The organism is Lactococcus sp. FSL W8-0209 (genome assembly GCF_038006585.1).
GTDB lineage: Bacteria > Bacillota > Bacilli > Lactobacillales > Streptococcaceae > Lactococcus > Lactococcus lactis.
Window position 1 is genome coordinate 17,883 of the sequence record NZ_JBBOVN010000003.1, and the last position, 17,791, is coordinate 35,673.

Annotated in this window: 18 protein-coding genes and 2 pseudogenes; 5 read left to right on the top strand and 15 right to left on the bottom strand. The window is 32.7% G+C overall.

Annotated elements, in window-relative coordinates:
* Positions 1–25 precede the first annotated feature (25 nt).
* Positions 26–1,834 (top strand): AAA family ATPase, encoded by a 1,809-nt coding sequence (locus tag MKX45_RS12035; RefSeq protein ID WP_017865312.1) that lies wholly within the window; start codon positions 26–28, stop codon positions 1,832–1,834.
* A gap of 331 nt (positions 1,835–2,165) precedes the next feature.
* Here MKX45_RS12035 and MKX45_RS12040 read toward each other — a convergent pair whose 3' ends face one another.
* Both MKX45_RS12040 and ssb read right to left on the bottom strand, forming a co-directional pair.
* Positions 2,166–2,267, bottom strand: coding sequence for a putative holin-like toxin (locus MKX45_RS12040; RefSeq protein WP_080613287.1), 102 nt, complete (start codon positions 2,265–2,267; stop codon positions 2,166–2,168).
* A gap of 152 nt (positions 2,268–2,419) precedes the next feature.
* Complete coding sequence (gene ssb / locus MKX45_RS12045) at positions 2,420–2,872, bottom strand: single-stranded DNA-binding protein (protein ID WP_340817372.1); 453 nt, start codon at positions 2,870–2,872, stop codon at positions 2,420–2,422.
* Between the two features lie 60 nt (positions 2,873–2,932).
* Here ssb and MKX45_RS12050 point away from each other — a divergent pair.
* The 3 genes and pseudogenes from MKX45_RS12050 (at position 2,933) to MKX45_RS12060 (ending at position 4,972) form a co-directional block, all read left to right on the top strand.
* Positions 2,933–3,613, top strand: a pseudogene (locus tag MKX45_RS12050) (IS6 family transposase).
* A 194-nt stretch (positions 3,614–3,807) separates the two neighbouring features.
* Positions 3,808–4,644, top strand: a complete 837-nt coding sequence (locus MKX45_RS12055; RefSeq protein ID WP_259760165.1) for a hypothetical protein — start codon at positions 3,808–3,810, stop codon at positions 4,642–4,644.
* Positions 4,645–4,648: 4 nt separating this feature from the next.
* The gene (locus MKX45_RS12060) at positions 4,649–4,972 is read left to right on the top strand and encodes a hypothetical protein (protein ID WP_251904867.1); all 324 of its coding nucleotides are present in this window, start codon (positions 4,649–4,651) and stop codon (positions 4,970–4,972) included.
* 242 nt (positions 4,973–5,214) lie between these two features.
* On the opposite strand, the gene MKX45_RS12065 is transcribed toward MKX45_RS12060, so the two are convergent.
* The 6 genes from MKX45_RS12065 to MKX45_RS12090 form a co-directional block, all read right to left on the bottom strand.
* Positions 5,215–6,051 (bottom strand): AraC family transcriptional regulator, encoded by an 837-nt coding sequence (locus tag MKX45_RS12065; protein ID WP_251904868.1) that lies wholly within the window; start codon positions 6,049–6,051, stop codon positions 5,215–5,217.
* 200 nt (positions 6,052–6,251) lie between these two features.
* Positions 6,252–6,845 (bottom strand): ATP-binding cassette domain-containing protein, encoded by a 594-nt coding sequence (locus tag MKX45_RS12070; protein WP_032946499.1) that lies wholly within the window; start codon positions 6,843–6,845, stop codon positions 6,252–6,254.
* 5 nt (positions 6,846–6,850) lie between these two features.
* The gene (locus tag MKX45_RS12075) at positions 6,851–7,531 is read right to left on the bottom strand and encodes a hypothetical protein (RefSeq protein ID WP_021721732.1); all 681 of its coding nucleotides are present in this window, start codon (positions 7,529–7,531) and stop codon (positions 6,851–6,853) included.
* Between the two features lie 192 nt (positions 7,532–7,723).
* Positions 7,724–7,900 (bottom strand): hypothetical protein, encoded by a 177-nt coding sequence (locus MKX45_RS12080; RefSeq protein WP_003140242.1) that lies wholly within the window; start codon positions 7,898–7,900, stop codon positions 7,724–7,726.
* A gap of 51 nt (positions 7,901–7,951) precedes the next feature.
* Positions 7,952–8,143: a hypothetical protein gene (locus tag MKX45_RS12085; protein WP_011834679.1), complete on the bottom strand. Its 192-nt coding sequence runs from the start codon at positions 8,141–8,143 to the stop codon at positions 7,952–7,954.
* A 21-nt stretch (positions 8,144–8,164) separates the two neighbouring features.
* The gene (locus MKX45_RS12090; protein ID WP_023189873.1) at positions 8,165–8,371 is read right to left on the bottom strand and encodes a hypothetical protein; all 207 of its coding nucleotides are present in this window, start codon (positions 8,369–8,371) and stop codon (positions 8,165–8,167) included.
* Between the two features lie 864 nt (positions 8,372–9,235).
* Between MKX45_RS12090 and MKX45_RS12095 the strand changes: the two are divergent.
* Positions 9,236–9,313, top strand: a pseudogene (locus tag MKX45_RS12095) (IS6 family transposase); the annotation flags it as partial.
* Positions 9,314–9,512: 199 nt separating this feature from the next.
* Here the strand turns inward: MKX45_RS12095 and MKX45_RS12100 are convergent.
* The 7 genes from MKX45_RS12100 to MKX45_RS12130 all read right to left on the bottom strand — a co-directional run bounded on the left by MKX45_RS12100 (position 9,513) and on the right by MKX45_RS12130 (position 17,784).
* Complete coding sequence (locus MKX45_RS12100; protein ID WP_017865369.1) at positions 9,513–9,773, bottom strand: hypothetical protein; 261 nt, start codon at positions 9,771–9,773, stop codon at positions 9,513–9,515.
* A gap of 161 nt (positions 9,774–9,934) precedes the next feature.
* A complete protein-coding gene (locus tag MKX45_RS12105; RefSeq protein WP_270338050.1) occupies positions 9,935–10,522 on the bottom strand; it encodes a site-specific integrase in 588 nt (195 codons plus the stop codon).
* Between the two features lie 2 nt (positions 10,523–10,524).
* On the bottom strand, positions 10,525–11,415 hold the full coding sequence (locus MKX45_RS12110) for a hypothetical protein (protein WP_340817382.1): 891 nt from the start codon (positions 11,413–11,415) through the stop codon (positions 10,525–10,527).
* A gap of 115 nt (positions 11,416–11,530) precedes the next feature.
* On the bottom strand, positions 11,531–11,866 hold the full coding sequence (locus tag MKX45_RS12115; protein WP_340817384.1) for a hypothetical protein: 336 nt from the start codon (positions 11,864–11,866) through the stop codon (positions 11,531–11,533).
* A 26-nt stretch (positions 11,867–11,892) separates the two neighbouring features.
* Complete coding sequence (locus tag MKX45_RS12120) at positions 11,893–13,119, bottom strand: restriction endonuclease subunit S (protein ID WP_340817385.1); 1,227 nt, start codon at positions 13,117–13,119, stop codon at positions 11,893–11,895.
* A complete protein-coding gene (locus MKX45_RS12125; protein WP_340817387.1) occupies positions 13,112–14,707 on the bottom strand; it encodes a type I restriction-modification system subunit M in 1,596 nt (531 codons plus the stop codon). Before MKX45_RS12125 ends, MKX45_RS12120 begins: the two co-directional genes overlap by 8 nt.
* The gene (locus tag MKX45_RS12130) at positions 14,707–17,784 is read right to left on the bottom strand and encodes a type I restriction endonuclease subunit R (RefSeq protein WP_340817389.1); all 3,078 of its coding nucleotides are present in this window, start codon (positions 17,782–17,784) and stop codon (positions 14,707–14,709) included. Before MKX45_RS12130 ends, MKX45_RS12125 begins: the two co-directional genes overlap by 1 nt.
* Positions 17,785–17,791 lie beyond the last annotated feature (7 nt).

Consider the following 17,791-nt stretch of genomic DNA (forward strand, 5'->3'; position numbering starts at 1 on the left):
TAATGTTGAAAAAAAGGAATAAGGTATGAAACCAAAAAAATTTAGAATTGTTAATTTTAAGTCGATCATTGATAGTGGTGAGTGTTATTTTGAACCCGGTTATACAGTTTTAGCTGGAAAAAATGAAAGTGGAAAATCAACAATATTAGAAGCATTAGAACTATTTGATGAAGAAAAAGTATTATCCAAATCTACTTCTCCAATTGGAACAAAAAAAGAAAGTGAGCTCTTCATAACTTTTGAGGTTTCAAAAGAAGAAATTGAGCAGGAACTTGGGGAGATTTATTCAAAAAATATGTCGATTTCAAACAGTGAATTAATCACTATTAAAAAAGATATGTCAGGATATACTATTGAGGATGGCATTAAACTTCCTGAAAAGACTAAAAAAATAGAAACTGAAGAAATAAAAGCACTTGAAAATAATATTATAAAAATTATCAATGAATCTGACTTAAAGGATGCAACAAAAGAACATATTTTAAATCAAGGTTTAACCTTTGCGGACTATGAATATGATATCCCAAAATGGCTCGAAAATCCAACTAATGCAAATATATACGGTAATACATATAGTTTGAATGAACCTAGTATTAATACCTTTTCTATGATTTTAAAACATATTGAAGAGTTTCGTAATACAGAATTTAGTGAGAATAAATTTTTAAAAACTTTAATCAAGCGTAATATGCCTTATTTTGTTAAATTTGATAGTTTTGATGATGTATTCCCAGATAGTGTATCTATAGATACCATAAAAACAAACCCTGTGATTCAAGATTTAGAGGAGGTTAGTGACTTTAGAATCGATGAAATAATATCTGATGATTCGCAAATACAGGCAAATCACGAAAATCAGGTGAATACTAATTTCTCTAAAGTTTTTGAAGATTACTGGACACAAGATGACATTAAATTAGTTGTGCGAAAAGATGGTGATAAAATAAACTTTTGGATTGAAGAAAATCACAAATTATTCAAACCATCTCAAAGATCAAAAGGTCAACAGTGGTATCTCAGTTTTTATATAAAAGTAGTGGCAAAAATGCAAGAAACTACGCCCAATGTTATTTTGATTGATGAACCAGGATTATACTTGCATGCAAAAGCTCAAAAAGATTTACTAAAAGTCTTAGAGAGACAGTTTTCTAGTAATGTGTTAGTTTTTTCTACACACTCTCCATACTTAATAGAAGAAAATAGGCTTAATAATATAAGGTTAGTAGAAAAAATTGAAGGCTCAACTACTATTGTGAGTAAACCCTGGGCAAAGATAGAAGACAAAGAAACTTTAACTCCCATATTAACAGCTATAGGACTTGGACTTGGTGACTCAATATCCGATAGATTTAAAAATAATATTATCTGTGAAGGGATGGAGGAAGTTTTATACTTACAAGCTTTTCAGCTGTTGAGTGATATTGATAAAGACATAAATTTTATAAACGGTAATGGGGCAGCAAAATTAGAATTTTTTGGAAGAATTTTGGAAGCCTGGGAGCTGAATGTTAAGTATCTCTTTGATAACGATACAGCTGGGAAAAGAGCAGGAAATAAAGTTTTACGTGATAATCCATCAGCATTAGTTCATTATGTAAGTGATGTCTCAGGAGAATCTACAGTAGACCTAATTAGTGTGGAGGATTTTAAAAATATTATACTTGAAGATAATAGTATAAATGTAATTAAGAATTCTGATTACATAAAAAATGAGAGATTAGATAAAGTAATCTTAGCAAGAAAATTCTTAAATCATGTAAAAGGGGGAAATATTGAGGTTTCCCCAAAAAGCAGCGATAAAATTAAAATCTTAATGGATAAATTATATTCCTAATTTCTCTCAGTACACAATTTGATGTATATCAGAAAATTTAGTCTTTTTCGAAAAGTTGTTTCAAGCGAAAATCCTATGGTTGAGCCATTCACACATTATGAGTAATAAAAAAGGGCTAAAAGCCGCCGATATATTGATTTTTAGGGAACTATCCGCCCCAAGCTTTATTTGATAATAATTGATAAAATTTGACAAGTTTTGATAACTTTTGATAAAATAAAGGTAAAGAAAAAAGAGCTTGCTACTAACAAGCTCCATAGAGACCGTTTAAGACGGTTGACTTCGTTAAAATCTTTAAAATAGACCTTACTTCGTCAAAAGTTTAGCGGGTCTATTTTTTTATGCTTTTTACTATTGTTATTACAAGAGTAATCAGTGCAAGTACAAACATGCCAAAAAGAAGCATGAGTGAGATTGCATTGTAAACGCTCAAAAAATATAGCCTTTCTAGTTTGATAGGGTGTAACCCATTAACATGGCATCACCCCTCTTTCTTTACTCAGCCAACCGCTATAAACTTTCTCTGATATCATTATAACAAAAAAGGCATGTACAAGCTATAAAAACTTGTACATGCCTTTTATTTTAGAATGGTAGATCATCATCTTGAATGTTCATTGGTTCTGAGTTCGCAAATGGATCATGGCTATCTGCAGGGGAACTTTGTTTTTGATTATTTTGGGTTGCTGAAGGTGGTGGAGTGGGTACATTTCCTCTTTCCTGACGACTTTCGAGCATTTGGAAACTGTCTGCCACAACTTCAGTCACATATACACGTTGTCCTTGTTGGTTTTCGTAGTTACGTGTTTGAATACGGCCAGTAATGCCAATCAAAGCGCCTTTTTTAGCCCAGTTGGCTAAGTTTTCGGCTTGTTGACGCCAGATGACACAATTAATTAAATCAGCCTCACGATCTCCGTTTGCATTTTTAAATTGACGGTTTACAGCTAGGGAAAAAGTAGTTACTGCTTGATTTTGGGGTGTATATCTAAGTTCAGGATCACGTGTAAGGCGGCCCACTAAAGGGTTCTGTTGCAAAGTTCCCCATAACAACTGATTTATTGTAAAATGTAATAAAAAAGAGTGCGAGGACAACAGATGAATCATTTTAAGGGCAAACAATTCCAAAAAGACGTGATTATTATCTCTGTTGGGTATTATCTTCGCTATAATTTGAGTTATCGTGATGTTCAAGAAATCTTATATGATTGTGGCATTAACGTTTCTCATACGGCGATTTATCGTTGAGTGCAAGAATATGGCAAACTACTCTATCAAATTTGGAAAAAGAAAGATAAAAAATCCTTTTATTCATGGAAAATGGATGAAACGTACATCAAAATTAAAGGAAAATGGCATTATTTGTATCGAGCCATCGATGCAGATGGTTTAACCTTGGATATTTGGTTACGTAAAAAACGGGACACACAAGCAGCCTATGCTTTCTTAAAACGACTCCATAAACAGTTTGGTGAACCGAAAGCAATTGTGACCGATAAAGCACCTTCTCTTGGCTCCGCCTTTAGAAAGTTACAGAGTGTGGGTTTATATACTAAGACAGGGCACCGAACTGTGAAGTATCTTAACAATTTAATAGAACAAGACCATCGACCTATTAAACGACGGAATAAATTTTATCAAAGTCTCCGTACAGCCTCTTCCACGATTAAGGGCATGGAGACCCTTCGAGGAATATATAAAAAGAACCGAAGAAATGGAACGCTCTTCGGCTTTTCGGTGTCTACTGAAATCAAGGTATTAATGGGAATAACAGCCTAAGATATTTGGAGTTCACAGAGGGCGCATTTGATTTTCAAACTTCGCAACAGAACCTAAGAATAAAATCAACTGCATTTTTTTAGTTTAATTTAAGTTAACGATTCACTTTTAATCTCTCTTTTGTTATACTTGTCTTGTGCAATAGTCACAAGAAAGAGAGGGAATTTATGAAAAAATTAAAAATTGGAACCCTCATGTCACTAGTAACTGCTTTGGTTTTATTGACAGGAGTTTCTGCTAGTGCTGATGAATTTACAAACGTTGGAAGCCTTTATGACAAAGCAGTAAGCGAAAACATTATTGACCCAAATCTTTATCCAAAAACGAACTGGGAAAAAGATGAACGATCAACTATGAGACCCTCTTACGAACAATATAAAAAATATGATTCATCAATTAATTATGAATCATGGTTGAAGACAAACAATTATGGGGTTATGTCTGATACAAAGCTACCAATCTTGCAAACAAAAGAGGAAGCTCCTTCAACAAATAGTATGCTACGTTCATCACAAGATAATATCAACGCCTTCTGCAGAGAGACAAGGGCTGGTGATATTTTGATCGTAGGAGGGAACTTTCCTACAGGAGTAATTGGTCATGCAGCAATCCTAAATGCAGACGGTTATGTTTTAGAAATGCCTGGAGGACCTAATTGGTTTTGGGGAATCTCAGATAATAATCGCCAACTCCCAAAAAGACAATGGATAACAAATCATATTAAAGAATGGACATCTGTTTACAGAATAAGAAATACTGGTTTAGCTCGTCAAGTCGCTAGATATGCAGATACTCACTTTTATAATACATACGGTGGTGCAACAAAAAACATCCACATTAATTATTTAGTTAGATCTAATCTTAAGGTAACAAATCCAAACTACTGTTCTAAATTAGTTTGGCAAGCTTATTATTTCGGCTCAGGTAATTTACCAGTTATGTACGGAATAAGCGATTCAGTTGTTGCTCCGACTGGTTTACCAGCTTTGTTTACTCCAGCATATGCTCCCTATCAGGTAGGAAGGTACTAATACTTTGAAAATAAGAAGAATACTTCCTGCTTTATTAGTCGTATGGCTTTGGGTATCCTCACCCTCTTTTAGTCATATTAAATTTATGAATGCTTCTCTACGATTTGTTTCTGATGTACTAAGCAAAATAATACCAATTGACTGGCTTGTACCAGTTCTTTTGCTACTAGGAATCCCAACTTTATCTTTTATATTTTATCTTTATTTATATATCAAGGAAAAGAATAATGATCTGAGTATGCTATATCTTATTTTAGCAACTTTGAGTTTTTTAAGCCTTATGGTTTTTGCCCTCATTACTTCAATTGGGTTAAGCTATCTTTTATAACTCACTTGGCTCATAATTCTTTTTTATTTTGGAATCTATGAGACTATTTTTAATCATGTTTGCAGAAGAAAAAGAAATAACAGTAAATAGAATTAATAGTAATAATTTAGTAACTCTATTCATTAGAACTCCTTACCAAGCTTGATACCAACCTGACAAATTACCATAATTATAGCACAGACTATTCGAATACCAAAAAATCCCTAAGAAATCTTTCTTAAGAATTTTAATAATCTACATTTTTATTGTTTACTAATTGGTACCCAAAGCTCCATTTCATAATTGGGATCATGAATATCATTTTCGGTATATACTTCAAAATCTGGTAAACCTGAATGTTTGTAACCATTTTCTGGGAAAAATTCTTCAAGCAGATATTTCCATGCCTGATGAATAGAATCAGGGACTGATCCCTTAACTGGAACTACTGCATACTCAGATTCTTTGACTTCTAAGATATCAAGTCCTAAATTTCTAGCTTTAGCGTCATCCAAGACGTTATAACCCGCCATATAATTAATCTTATCATTTCCCTCATTCTCATAACAAACACCTAATGATTGACCATTTCCAAAACTTTCTAATTGTTCAAAACTATATTTACTATATAATTCATCCCATGTACTCGGACATTGATTAGAATCAATGTTTTCTTTTAATACGCCAGCTACTTTGAATGATGGCTTTGTTTCGATTTTAATATTCATTTGACTTCCTCCTATTACTTTTAAAGCTAATTTCATTTTAGGAAATAACTTATAGTTTTTCCCTTTTCGAACTTCTGAGGGTGAATTCCCATGAAACTTTTTGAAAGCAAAACTAAAAGCATCAGCTGAATCATAATTATATTTCAAAGCAATATCAATTACTTTTTGATCAGTATTCAACAAATCATCTACAGCTAGTGTAAGTTTTCTATTTCTCAAGTATTCTGCCAATGTAATTTCTGATAAAATCGAAAAAATTCTACTAAATAGTGGATATGAATAACCTGATATGTTTTGAAATTTTTTAAAATCAACTTCCGATATAAGTGTATTTTCTAAATAGTCAATGGTTTTGTTAAATTGATGCATCATTTTTATCACCTCTCACATAGAAGTTTATCAGATAAAGAGATTCAAAACTCAATAATTTTAGTACAAATAATAACTGTCAGCTGAATACTTCTTTTTTGAATTAAGACTTCCTTATAACTATTTACCTTTTTTGTCTTTTATCAAGTCTATTATATATTTTACTTAACATCAGTATTTAAAAAAGAATAGAGTAGCATTTTTTATATCTTACCAGCTGAACTAATATCTTTAAATTCAAAAACGTTCATATTCTCAAAAGTAAGTAATTCGTGTGAGGTAATTATAAAATTTGAATTCTTCTTATAATGAATTTTTTCAATTAATTTTATGAGTTGTTCTTTTGTTTCTTGATCAATATTTGAAAATGGTTCATCTAATATGTATAAATCTCGTTCGATGCTCAATATAGCTAATATATATAGGTATCTTCTCTCACCACCTGATAGTAATCCCAATTTTTTAGCTTTATATAAATTAAAATCATAGTTTGGTACATATTCTTCTAAAAAATCAAAAAAATGTTGAACTGAATAGCCATTCAATTTTTCAATAAAATTTATAAATTCATAAGCTGTAATCTTAGTATAAAAAGAAAAATTTTGTCTCATATAGACGTTACTATTTTGATTTTTTATATTCTTTTTATTCTTCAATTTTCTTAAACCACTAAGATAGTCTAACAACAAAGTCTTGCCACTTCCATTTGATCCTTTTAAAAAATTTATTCCTTTGCTAAATTTTACACTTATAGTTCTATCAATTTCCTTTATGTACAAATTCTCGACTGATATCACAATAGTCACCTACTTTCGTTGGATAATGGCTTAAAATAAATAATACTTGGTAAACTGATTACTATTAAGAGCAGACTTATGATTATATATATAAGGTTAATTTTTCCATCCATAAAATTTCCTAATTCATTCCCTATAATTAAAAAGGGATTGATAAAATTAAAAGGTGTTCTTACATTAATTATAATAAAACACAGAAAAACCAAGATATTACAAATTGAGCTGATTGTTGAAGCATATAGATTTTTAAAATATGTGATATTGTATCCAACAAATGCTACTGGAATCGTAATCAAAATTGCCAAAAGTGAAAAAAACATTAATTCTATGTAATTAAAGTTAAACATAACTACTGGAATGATATTGAATAATGCTAAACAAAACAAACTATATAGTATCTGAGTCAATAGCAGTCCGAAAAAAAATTGTTTGGGAATCCATTTTATTGAGAATATTATGGATAGTGCTCCTGAATCTTTCTCCTGTAGAGCAAAAACACCTACCCCATAGATAAATGAATTAAAAACAATATAAATCCACCAATAAGATAAATTATTAATTGATGTAATCTCTTTACTGTTTATAAATAGCATTATAGTAGGTAGCAACAGAGACCAAACTAGTGATACTTTATCTTTCAATAGTAGTAATATATTTAAACGGAAAAGTGTTATTACTTCTGACATATTAACCTCTTTTTTTTCTTAACTCAGCAACTCTATATTTATTCATGAATATATAATAAACTATTTTTTAAAACATGTACACGACAGATAGACGACAAAAGAACGACAATCTACCGACACAAAGGTAAAACAACAGTTTTAGAGGAAATAATAAAAGCAGTAATCATACTAAAAACTACTTTTATTATTGTTTTATTTTTCATGCTGCTCTGTTTTGGACTTTTTATTCTTTAGTTTTTTATATTCTTTATTGACATCAGTCCAAATTTTATTATCTTCTTTTGAAAAATTGGCTTGTAATTTTTCTATTTGCTTAAAAAAGTTATCATTTGAAGGAGGTGGAGTAGGTGTTGGTGTCACAATTCCCATAATATTATACTTACACTTTTTAAAAGTGCCCTTTCTTTAAAAAATTCTGATTTAAACATTTTTTAATAAACCATTTATAAATCCAACAATAAAATCATAAACTATTGGAAATGCAAGGCCTAAAGCTAAAAAGATAAAGCCAAAACGACTCCATTTATTCATTTGTGAATAAAAACTTTTAAAACCGAACATCATAATGACTAATCCTATAACAGCAATGTAATAGCCAATTGTATAAATCATTTAAGTTCTCCCAGTTCTTTATTAATCATTCTGACTTTTTGAATTTTTTATCCATAAAAAATTTAAAGGAAGATAAATGATGAGGACAACAAAAAGTCCAATAATACGAGCTATCCAAATATTGATATTAGACTCGTCACTTAGTACATCTAAAACCAAATTACCAAGATAAACAGAAATAAAAACTGTTATCATGATTTTCAGCCCTTTGCTCATTTTATATTTCATTGTTATCATCCTCTCTTAAAAATTTTATAGTATTTAAATTAAAATCCCTATCTTAAAAATAAAAATATTGTAGTGATAGAATCTACTAAAGTATCAAAAATTGATTTGATTGTTTTCTTCTGTCCATAGGTCTTTTTTCTTTTCAAAACGCACCTCCATTATTTATAAATTAGATATAGTTCCATTGACTTTAATTTACGCTTTGGCTAATAAGTCTATTTTAGTGTAAAACGAGATAAAAAGAAAGTGAATGGAAATAAATTGACTTATTTTTCAGATAATTATATAATATTTTTTTATTATTTATCTGAGTAAAAAAAGGAACAGCAATTGGAAAACTAGTTAGTAAATTTGATTCTGTAACTGTTGTAGCCAAATATATTAAAAGTTAAGATAAAATAAGAAATAATGGTTGGATAGAATTGTGGTGATGTTATGACTTTCTTTTTATTTATATTAATAATCATTTTTTGTCTATTAGCATATTATTTTGGTGCTAATGAGTTTGTAGTTAAACCTTTGATTTCTAAAAGAAAAAAACAAGGAAAGCATATATCTAAAGCTTTTTTTATATATTCATGGATTTTAGGTTTATGCTTTTTGGGGTTACTATTTCTGAGTTTTTATCTCACTGGCTTTTTTAAAATAATTCCGTCAATAATTTTGCTTATTTGGATTCTATTATTTTATATTAAAAATTAGAATAATAGAAATAAAATAAGATTTTCAGATTATAACTTTCATTTCTTTAAAAATTATTATTTTTGGTTCTGTTGCAAAGTTTAAAAATCAAATACGAGGTTTATAATCCTTCTTGTTCTTAAGCTAATATTCCCATTAAGACCTTAATCTCAGTAGATACCGAAAATCCGAAGAAATGGAACACTCTTCGGCTTTTCAGTTTCTGCTGAAATCAAAATATTAATGGGAATACCTGCTTAGATTGACGGTTGGTCAGAGATAGTGTTTTTGAGTTTCAGACTTTGCAACAGAACCTACAAGGTATTGAGGAGTAATTTATGAAAAAGTATTTTTTAGGATAAAATCATTATAATTGATTCATCTTAAACAAAGCGCAACGGTTTCTTAAATCAGAAAAAATTCGTTCCCTTTTAACCAAAAATTAAAAAAAAGCCCCAATCTAATTTACTTCTTTCGTTGTCCTCCCACCAGTTAGATAAGTTTTTAGTGATTCTACCGTTTTAATTTGGTAGGGAGTTTCACTTAAATTAACTTCTAGAAAGCCTTGTTCGTAACCTGTTATGATGAATCGAGCGATTAACTTCCCATTCATCATTAGTTCATAACCAGAACCAACATGAATGAGTGTATACATCCGATATTTCGCATAACCTTTTACTCCACACTCATCAATTAATTTCTTAATCAGTTTTATATCCATATGAACCTCTCTTCTTTTTCTTTAATAGTCCTATTTTAATGCAAAAATGACTAAAAAGACAGTTCAAATGAGCATTAAATTTATTTTTCTGCTGCAATGTTTGATATTTCAAATATTTTTAAACAAAATGAGTTAAATCAAAACTTTTAACTAAAACGGGATTATCCAAAATCGATTTGATCCAACATTGTTTCACGGCTGGCTTCATCTAAACCTAAATAAGTTAGCGTCATTGATTCACTTGAATGGTTTAATAAATGCATCACTAAACCAATATTATAGTTTGACTGCGTATAGACCCGATAAGCGCCTGTTTTACGCATGGTATGCGTTCCTAGATAGTTGATTCCTAAAAGATCACCAACACGTGCCATGACCTTATAAAATTGCTTCTCGGTGATGTGACGGTCTGGGTGAGTCGTTGAGGGAAACAACCACTCAGAATTAAGATTTTGTTGGATGAGCCATGCATGATAAAGCATTAAATCTTGTTGGACAGGTTTTAAATATAACGTATTTCCCTTACCTGTTTTTTGATCATGAATAAATGCAGTTTGTTTGACTGTTCCATCAAGATTAAAGACATCTGTTTTTTTTAATTTCATGACGTCACTCACACGTAGCAAGGTCGCTTTCCCAACTTGGAAAATTGTATAGTTACGACGACCAGCACGAAAACTATCAAGTAGTGTATCCTGCACCATTTTTAAGATATTTGAATCTTTAATTGGAAGAACGATTTGTTGCATATCTATTTAACCTCAAAAATAGAACATTCCTTGCCTATAATTGGTTCACTTTTGTCTTTGTCAATGAATGACCAATTATTATTACCGTAGTCATAATATTTCAATGAAAAATTTTTAATTTGAAAGCTACGTTGATCATTCGACCTAAAACTGCGATCTCTCAAAAAATTAAAATATAAATGCTTATTAAATTCATGCTTTGAGAGATCAAAAAATTCAACTTCTATTGTAGAACTAGGAATTACTCGTGTAGGACTAGATTCAAATACTTCAAATGATACCAATATTTCTTCTGCAATTTGACGCATAGCAGCGTATAAAGGGTTTCCATCAGGGGAATCTCCGTTTTGATTATAAAATCCCAATAGTTGAGATTCTTTATAATTGTCAATAGGCCATTTTTCTTCATCTACATGAGCTCCACCATCTTTATTGGCTATGAACTGTACAATATCTTTTCGCGAAACATAATCAGACCCTTGTGAGAAGACAGTCTGATTCCACCATAATTCTAGGGGTAAAAATATTTCTGGCCTGATATTGTTAGAATCATCTCGCCTTCTGTTAAATACCTCTTTACTTCCTAATGGAAGATAAGAGGCCCCCTCACTTCCAATCGACACTTTCAACAAATCCCAAGTAGTTAGTAAATTATGTGGAGAAAAACTGCTGTTAGGTGAGTGCCAAAGTTTAAGTTTATTGTCCAAATCTAGCTGATGTAATAGTGAATTGGACTTATCTGTTTGATGTATTAATACACGAACCTGTGTAGCCATTGGCAAAGCCATATGAATCATACCTGAGTCAAAGTGTTCCGTATAACTACGGAGGAGTTCTAATTGAACTTTTAATTTATCATTATTTTCCTTGATCGATCGTTTTTGTCTAGACATACGTTTTCTCCCATCTAGGGAGTATTATATCATTTTATAAAAAAACAACCCCCGTTATCTAACTATTAGATAATGGGGGCTGTTTTAATAGTATTTCCTAGGGGTCATTATCTAATTATAGACCTTGTTTTATTTTTTCATATACTTTTTTGGCTTGTAAAACACCTAAATTTGTATACTCTCTAATCTTTTTGATAACTACTACGTCTTTCTCATTTTCCAAAATCATAGCTTTAATAATCTGTTGTTCTTCATCCGTCATAGACCGAATTTCTGGTTCTGTAAGAACTTCAATTAAGTTATCACTAAAATTAGATGAGACAAGAAAAAGTATTGCTAAAATTAAATAAATATTATCATTGGTAAAAAAGTAATAAACAATAAAAAATAATGTAATAGCATATAATAACCAATTTAAATATTTATAGTTCAAAAAATTTAAAAACTTCACTTTATCTCTCTTTTCTATTTAAAATATCAAACAAACATTTTTTGTAGAAATCCTTTTTTCTGCTCTTTGAGAAGATCTAGCTTACGCTGATGAAGAGCGATAGTATTGTCTAACTGTTGAAAGAATGAACCAATTTTTTGTTGTTCTTCTTTAGATTTTGAAATACTTATATTCAACGTTAACAAACTCTCAGGTTTAACTGATTGTCTCTTAGTAACTGTTCCTTCTTCATATTGAAGAGCTTTTTTTTTGAAATTATGACTAGTAACAATTAATTCAATAAATTCTGGAACTTGATTTGTTTCAAATGTTACATAGATTGGAGATATTACACCTGTACCGTATTTATTTCTATCAATAGCTCCATACTTAAGATTAGAGGGGTTATATACTATATCATTATATTTAGTTAATAAATATACTTTAGAGTTTACATCTTTCGTTAAAAAATCTCTATTATTTGTTTTCCGCTCACTTCTATTTATTACACCTTGTCCTGACGCAAAAGCTAATAACGGTATATTTTCACTTATTTTTGATTTAGTTTTTCGTTCTATTAGTATATCTCCCAACTTACGCTCTTCCCAATCTCCATAAAATCCCCCAAATCTTAATTCAGGAACTTTTTCACCAGTTTTAGGAAACATTTTTTGTAAGTAGCCTTTTTTCTGCTCTTTCAACAAATCTAACTTACGCTGATGAAGAGCGATAGTATCGTCGAGCCTCTTAAAGAATAATCCTATTTTAGTTTGTTCTATTTCACTAGGAACATAAACCTTTTGATCTTCGAGATCTGATTTACTTAGATTACCAATTGCCCCATTCCCACCAGAAACAAAAATGTTTATAAATTTACTATACCATGAAGAACTCATAATAGCATTTACAAATTCCGGTTTTTCAGCCCTTGCGACAAGCATAAATCCACCATGAACAGTATCATTTTCAATCCCTTCAATCAAAGCATGCTTACCAACTAAACGGCTAGATCCATTTGCAGAAGTGATAAGAATATCCCCATTTTTCACTTTGTCAATTTTAACTGCCTCTTTATTTACAAAGACATCGTCCGATTTAATTAAAAAAGTATCTTCTGCAATATTAGAAGAACGAAGAACCCTAATACCATATTTTTGGACATCGGATGGCTTATATGTTAAGCCCCGTCTTACTTCAGCTAAATTTGAGAACTTACGCTCTTCCCAAGCGTCCGTGAATCCTTCAAACCTTAATTGTGGACTCTTTTTACTCATCATGACCACCTCTCAAAAAAAGACGCATCGAATCAATCAGTCCTTGATTCTCTTCACTTTCTGAAAAATCGTTAATCAACGATAAGAGTACTTGCTCTTGTTGAACTAATTCTTCATTGACCTTAAGGAGATTGGTATTTACTGCAACCAAATCAACTGGTGCTTCTTCCTCAAAGGTATCGACATAACGAGGGATATTTAAGTTAAAGTCATTTTCTTGGATCTCATCAAAACTTGCAACATGAGCATATCTTTCAATATCTTCTCGTTTTTTGTAGATAGAAACAATTTTATCAATATGTTCATCCAACAGGACATTTTGATTTTTTTGTTTTTCAAAATCTTGAGAAGCATCGATAAACAAGACATCACGCCGAGAACGGTTTTTCTTCAAAATAATAACCGTTGTCGGAATACTCGTTCCAAAAAAGATATTGGCCGGCAAGCCAATAACCGCATCAATAGCTCCCATTTCTAAAAGGGCTTGACGGATGGTTCCTTCTGCGGCTCCTCTAAAGAGAACGCCATGAGGCAGGACAATCCCCATTGTTCCCGATTCTTTCAAATGGTAAAAACCGTGAAGGAGAAAGGCAAAGTCCGCTTTAGATTTAGGCGCTAATTTCCCAAAACGTTCAAAGCGAGGATCAGAGAGAAACTTATCTGCCGCTGACCATTTCGCAGAATAAGGAGGGTTCATGACCACAGAATCAAACTGATAAGGCTCTTCTGACGGCCAATCAGCGTCTAAAGTGTCCCCGTTATTCAGGTTCATGCGTTCTTTATCCACCCCATGAAGAATTAAGTTCATACGTGCCAAGTTAAAGGTCGTTGTATTTAACTCTTGTCCATGATAGTGCACTTGATTTGGATTGATGAGATAGCGACGGATATTAAGCATCAAAGAACCCGACCCCATCGCAGGATCGTAAATATGAAAAGGCGCTCGAGATTCTTGTCCGATCGACGTAATTTCTGACATGATGCGTGAAACAGCTTGAGGGGTATAAAACTCTCCTGCTTTTTTACCTGCACCTGCCGCAAACATCCCGATTAAATACTCATAAGCATCTCCAATGACATCGCCATTGTGTTCAAATAAGTCAATCTCATCTAAAGCACGCAAGACCTCAGTAATCGTCACATTACGTTGTTGTGCATTTGAGCCTAATTTTGTGGAGTTTAAATCAATATCCGCAAACAATCCACTAAATTCTTCTCCTTGACGTTCCAACTCATTAAAACCTGCTTGTAAGTCGGTCAAGTTAAATTCATAGTTATCAGCTTTGATACGGTAGTGATAAAACAATTGATCGGGTTGGATAAAGTAACCTTGTTTGGGTTGGATATTTTCGATTAAATCGTCTTTGTCTTCTTCGTACCACTCCATGAAGCCTGCATACTGAGTGGAACGTTCTGGGAAGGTATCTGTTTTTCCATTTTCTTGTTCATAAACTTCTCTAAGCTGCGCATCAGACAAGTACTTATAGAAAATTAATCCCAGTAAGTAGTTTTTATACTCACTTGCATCCATCTTCCCACGTAAGATATCCGCAGAAGCCCATAGTTGTTGATTTAAACCTGTCGCCATTATAATTCTTCTTTCCATTTTTGAAGTTGTTCAAATTTTTGTTGTAGTCGTTCTTCTAAAACTTTTGTTCTTCTTCTGTATTTTTCACCCGTTTTGGCTTCAAACTCTTCTTTACTAAGAGTCATCGAATCCAGTAAATGGGTTAAATAAGGGATCGTTTTCTTATCGCCTTGATACTCATTCATTGCAGACTGTAAAAAGTCGAAGGATAATCCAAATTCTTCAGCTTCTTTTTGAAGTTGTCTTTGAATTTCATTTTGTATCGATGTCTCTTTTAATTGAGCCACATCAATCTCTTCAGTCGTATTGACGAGTTGATCTTTCAAGGTGTGATACATCTGTTGGATTTGAGGATCCTTTTGTTGGATTTCTTTTTCAAATTTTTCAACGGCCCCTGCTTCGTTTAATTGAATCGCTTTCAAAAGTTGATTAATATAAAAACTATCCACGACGTCTTTATGTGTCGCATTGAGCTGCGAAGAAAAAGCAATCTCTTGTAAAAGCTTCTCGAAGTCTTCCTCAGGATGCCCCTCATCCTCGATCATTTCTTTAATCTTTGTTTTAATATTTTCCGTTTTTCCTTGATATTGTGGCAACTGCTCCACTACTTCTGAAAATGCTTCAAAGTCCTCTTCGTATTGATCATAGCTTCCGAGCGCTTTATAACTCTTTTCTAGCTTTTGATAAGCACTTACTTGCGCAATCATCGTTTTAAGATCATTGGGATTATCCGATAGGTCGGCTTCGCTTTGTTTATAAAGTGTTGAACATTCGATAAATTCTTTTTTGACTTCTTCATATTCTTTTGGAATCAGTTGATCAAAGTTTTGCTTTTCATTTGAGAATAGACGAAACGTGTTTTGCACATTTTCTTTCATGGTGAAGGGTTTTCTAAAAGAGACAATTAACCCAGAATCTTTTCCTGTATAAATACGGTTGGTTCTTGAGAACGCCTGAAGGAGCTTTTGATAGTTCATTTCTCGATCAATATATAAGGTTTGAATCGTTGGAGAATCAAAGCCTGTCAATAAACGATCGACAACAATGACAAAATCTAGCCACTGACCATCCGATTGATATTGCTTTTCCTTACGGGCCAACCGTTTATTAATATTTTGATTGTAGAGTTTCTCATCTTGATAAGGAGAAGCATCAAACTGTTTCGCATACTCTTTCATGATCTCTACTAATTCATCGTCTTGTTCATTTTTTTCTAATTGATCCGGATTGGTTGAGAAGGTAATAGCTACTCTTGGGAAAGCTTTATCAATCAGTTGATGACGTTCATCAAATTGTCGCCCATTCAAGAGTGTCCCATTATCTTTCATTTCCTTTAAAATCCGGTAAATATGTTTGGCTTGGGCAATCGAGTGAGTGGTAAGAATGGCTGACATCGTAGGAAAACCATTCTTTACCTTGAACTTTTTGACCACACTTCTCCGATTAAAGATTTTTTGTAACATGGTCCGAATATGTTCATCTGTTTCATAAAGTTCCGTAGGCAATAATTTTTCTTGTTGGAGGGCATCGTCTGGCAACTTTCCTTTATTGAGTTGGGTGACAATCACCTCTTGGTCCTCTTCTGAAATCAGTGAATGATACTCGACTTGAAAGCCTAACACAGCCCCATCATCCATGGCATTTTTGGTTGTATAGGAGTGAAGGAGTGGCCCGTATTGCTGGCTCGTCGTTCTAGCAAAGGTTCCATTTTCTTGCTTTTTATTTTGTTCAAAAATAGGCGTCCCCGTTAATCCAAACCAGGTTGAATTGGGTAATATTTTCTTAATCCGCTTCATTTCCTCATCACTAACCGCACGATGAGCCTCATCAACAATAAAAACAAGATGTTCTTGCCGTAGCTTCTCAAATTGATTGGAGCCTTTTTCTTCACTCTCTTGTTGGGCACTCCGCATAGCCGCAGAGAGTTTTTGAATCGTGGTCACTAAAATCGTATTATTATTTTTTGATGATAGGAGGTTTCGAGCCAACTGTTTTTGATTTTTGATCCCAACAATCAAAGTATTGGCTACCGAATTTCCGGTCGTTTGTCCGGTATGGTATTCCGAGGCAAACTTCGTAAACTCATCCTGCGTTTGAGCATCTAAGTCTGTTCTATCAACAACCATGACCGTACGATCGACACCGATCGCATTTTGTGCTAATAATTTCGTTGCGACAAAACTGGTAATGGTCTTTCCTGAACCTGTCGCATGCCAAATGAATCCTCCTTCATGCTGTGCTGCTTTTTGACGAATCTTACGAATAGCATGAATTTGGTAAGGTCTTAAAGCCATGAGGAATTTTTGATTTTTTTGATCATCGACGAGAATAGTATATTGGCTAATCAATTCATGGGCATCGGGTATCCGCAAAACTATACGAGTAAAATCAAACAAATCGGAAACCGTTTGATTGTCTTCAGTCCGCCAATTAAATAAAAACTTCTTCATCCTAGCATAGGCTTCAGCGGTATCTTCACTAGGTCTTGCAAAGTATCGGGTATCGACTTTATTGGAAATCACCATGATTTGAGTAGTTGCGTAAATCCCTTTAAAAAATCCATCTTCTGCATAACGCTGAATTTGATAATAAGCTTGCATAAAACCGTCTTTAGCAGACTCTTTTTTGAGCTCAATATGAATGATTGGGAGCCCATTAATCAGCAAACTCACATCTCCACGATCTACTCTAGAGGCATCTGGGACCACTTGGTGAACCACCTCATAAGAAGAAGTCCCTCCTGAGATATCCTTATTTCTAAAGGCTTCTAAAGTCACTTTTTTCCCATCTTCTCGCTCTAATAAAACTTGAGCCACCCCGTTTTCTCCTCTAAGCCATTGAGAAGCTAAAAAAGGTGTTCCGGTCAAACGTGAAAACTCGACTTTGACTTGCTTAAATTCTTTATCCGTTAATAGTTGTTCTTCCAATACTGCTAAATTTATTCGGTTCAAATGGCCTCTAAAGTTTTGCCAAAGTGCTTCTTCCGACTTCAAGTCCGGACGATAAGTCCACTGATTTTCTTTCTCACTTAAGATTTGTATGAACTGGTTTTCAATCATTTGTTCCGAATGACTCATTTGTTAA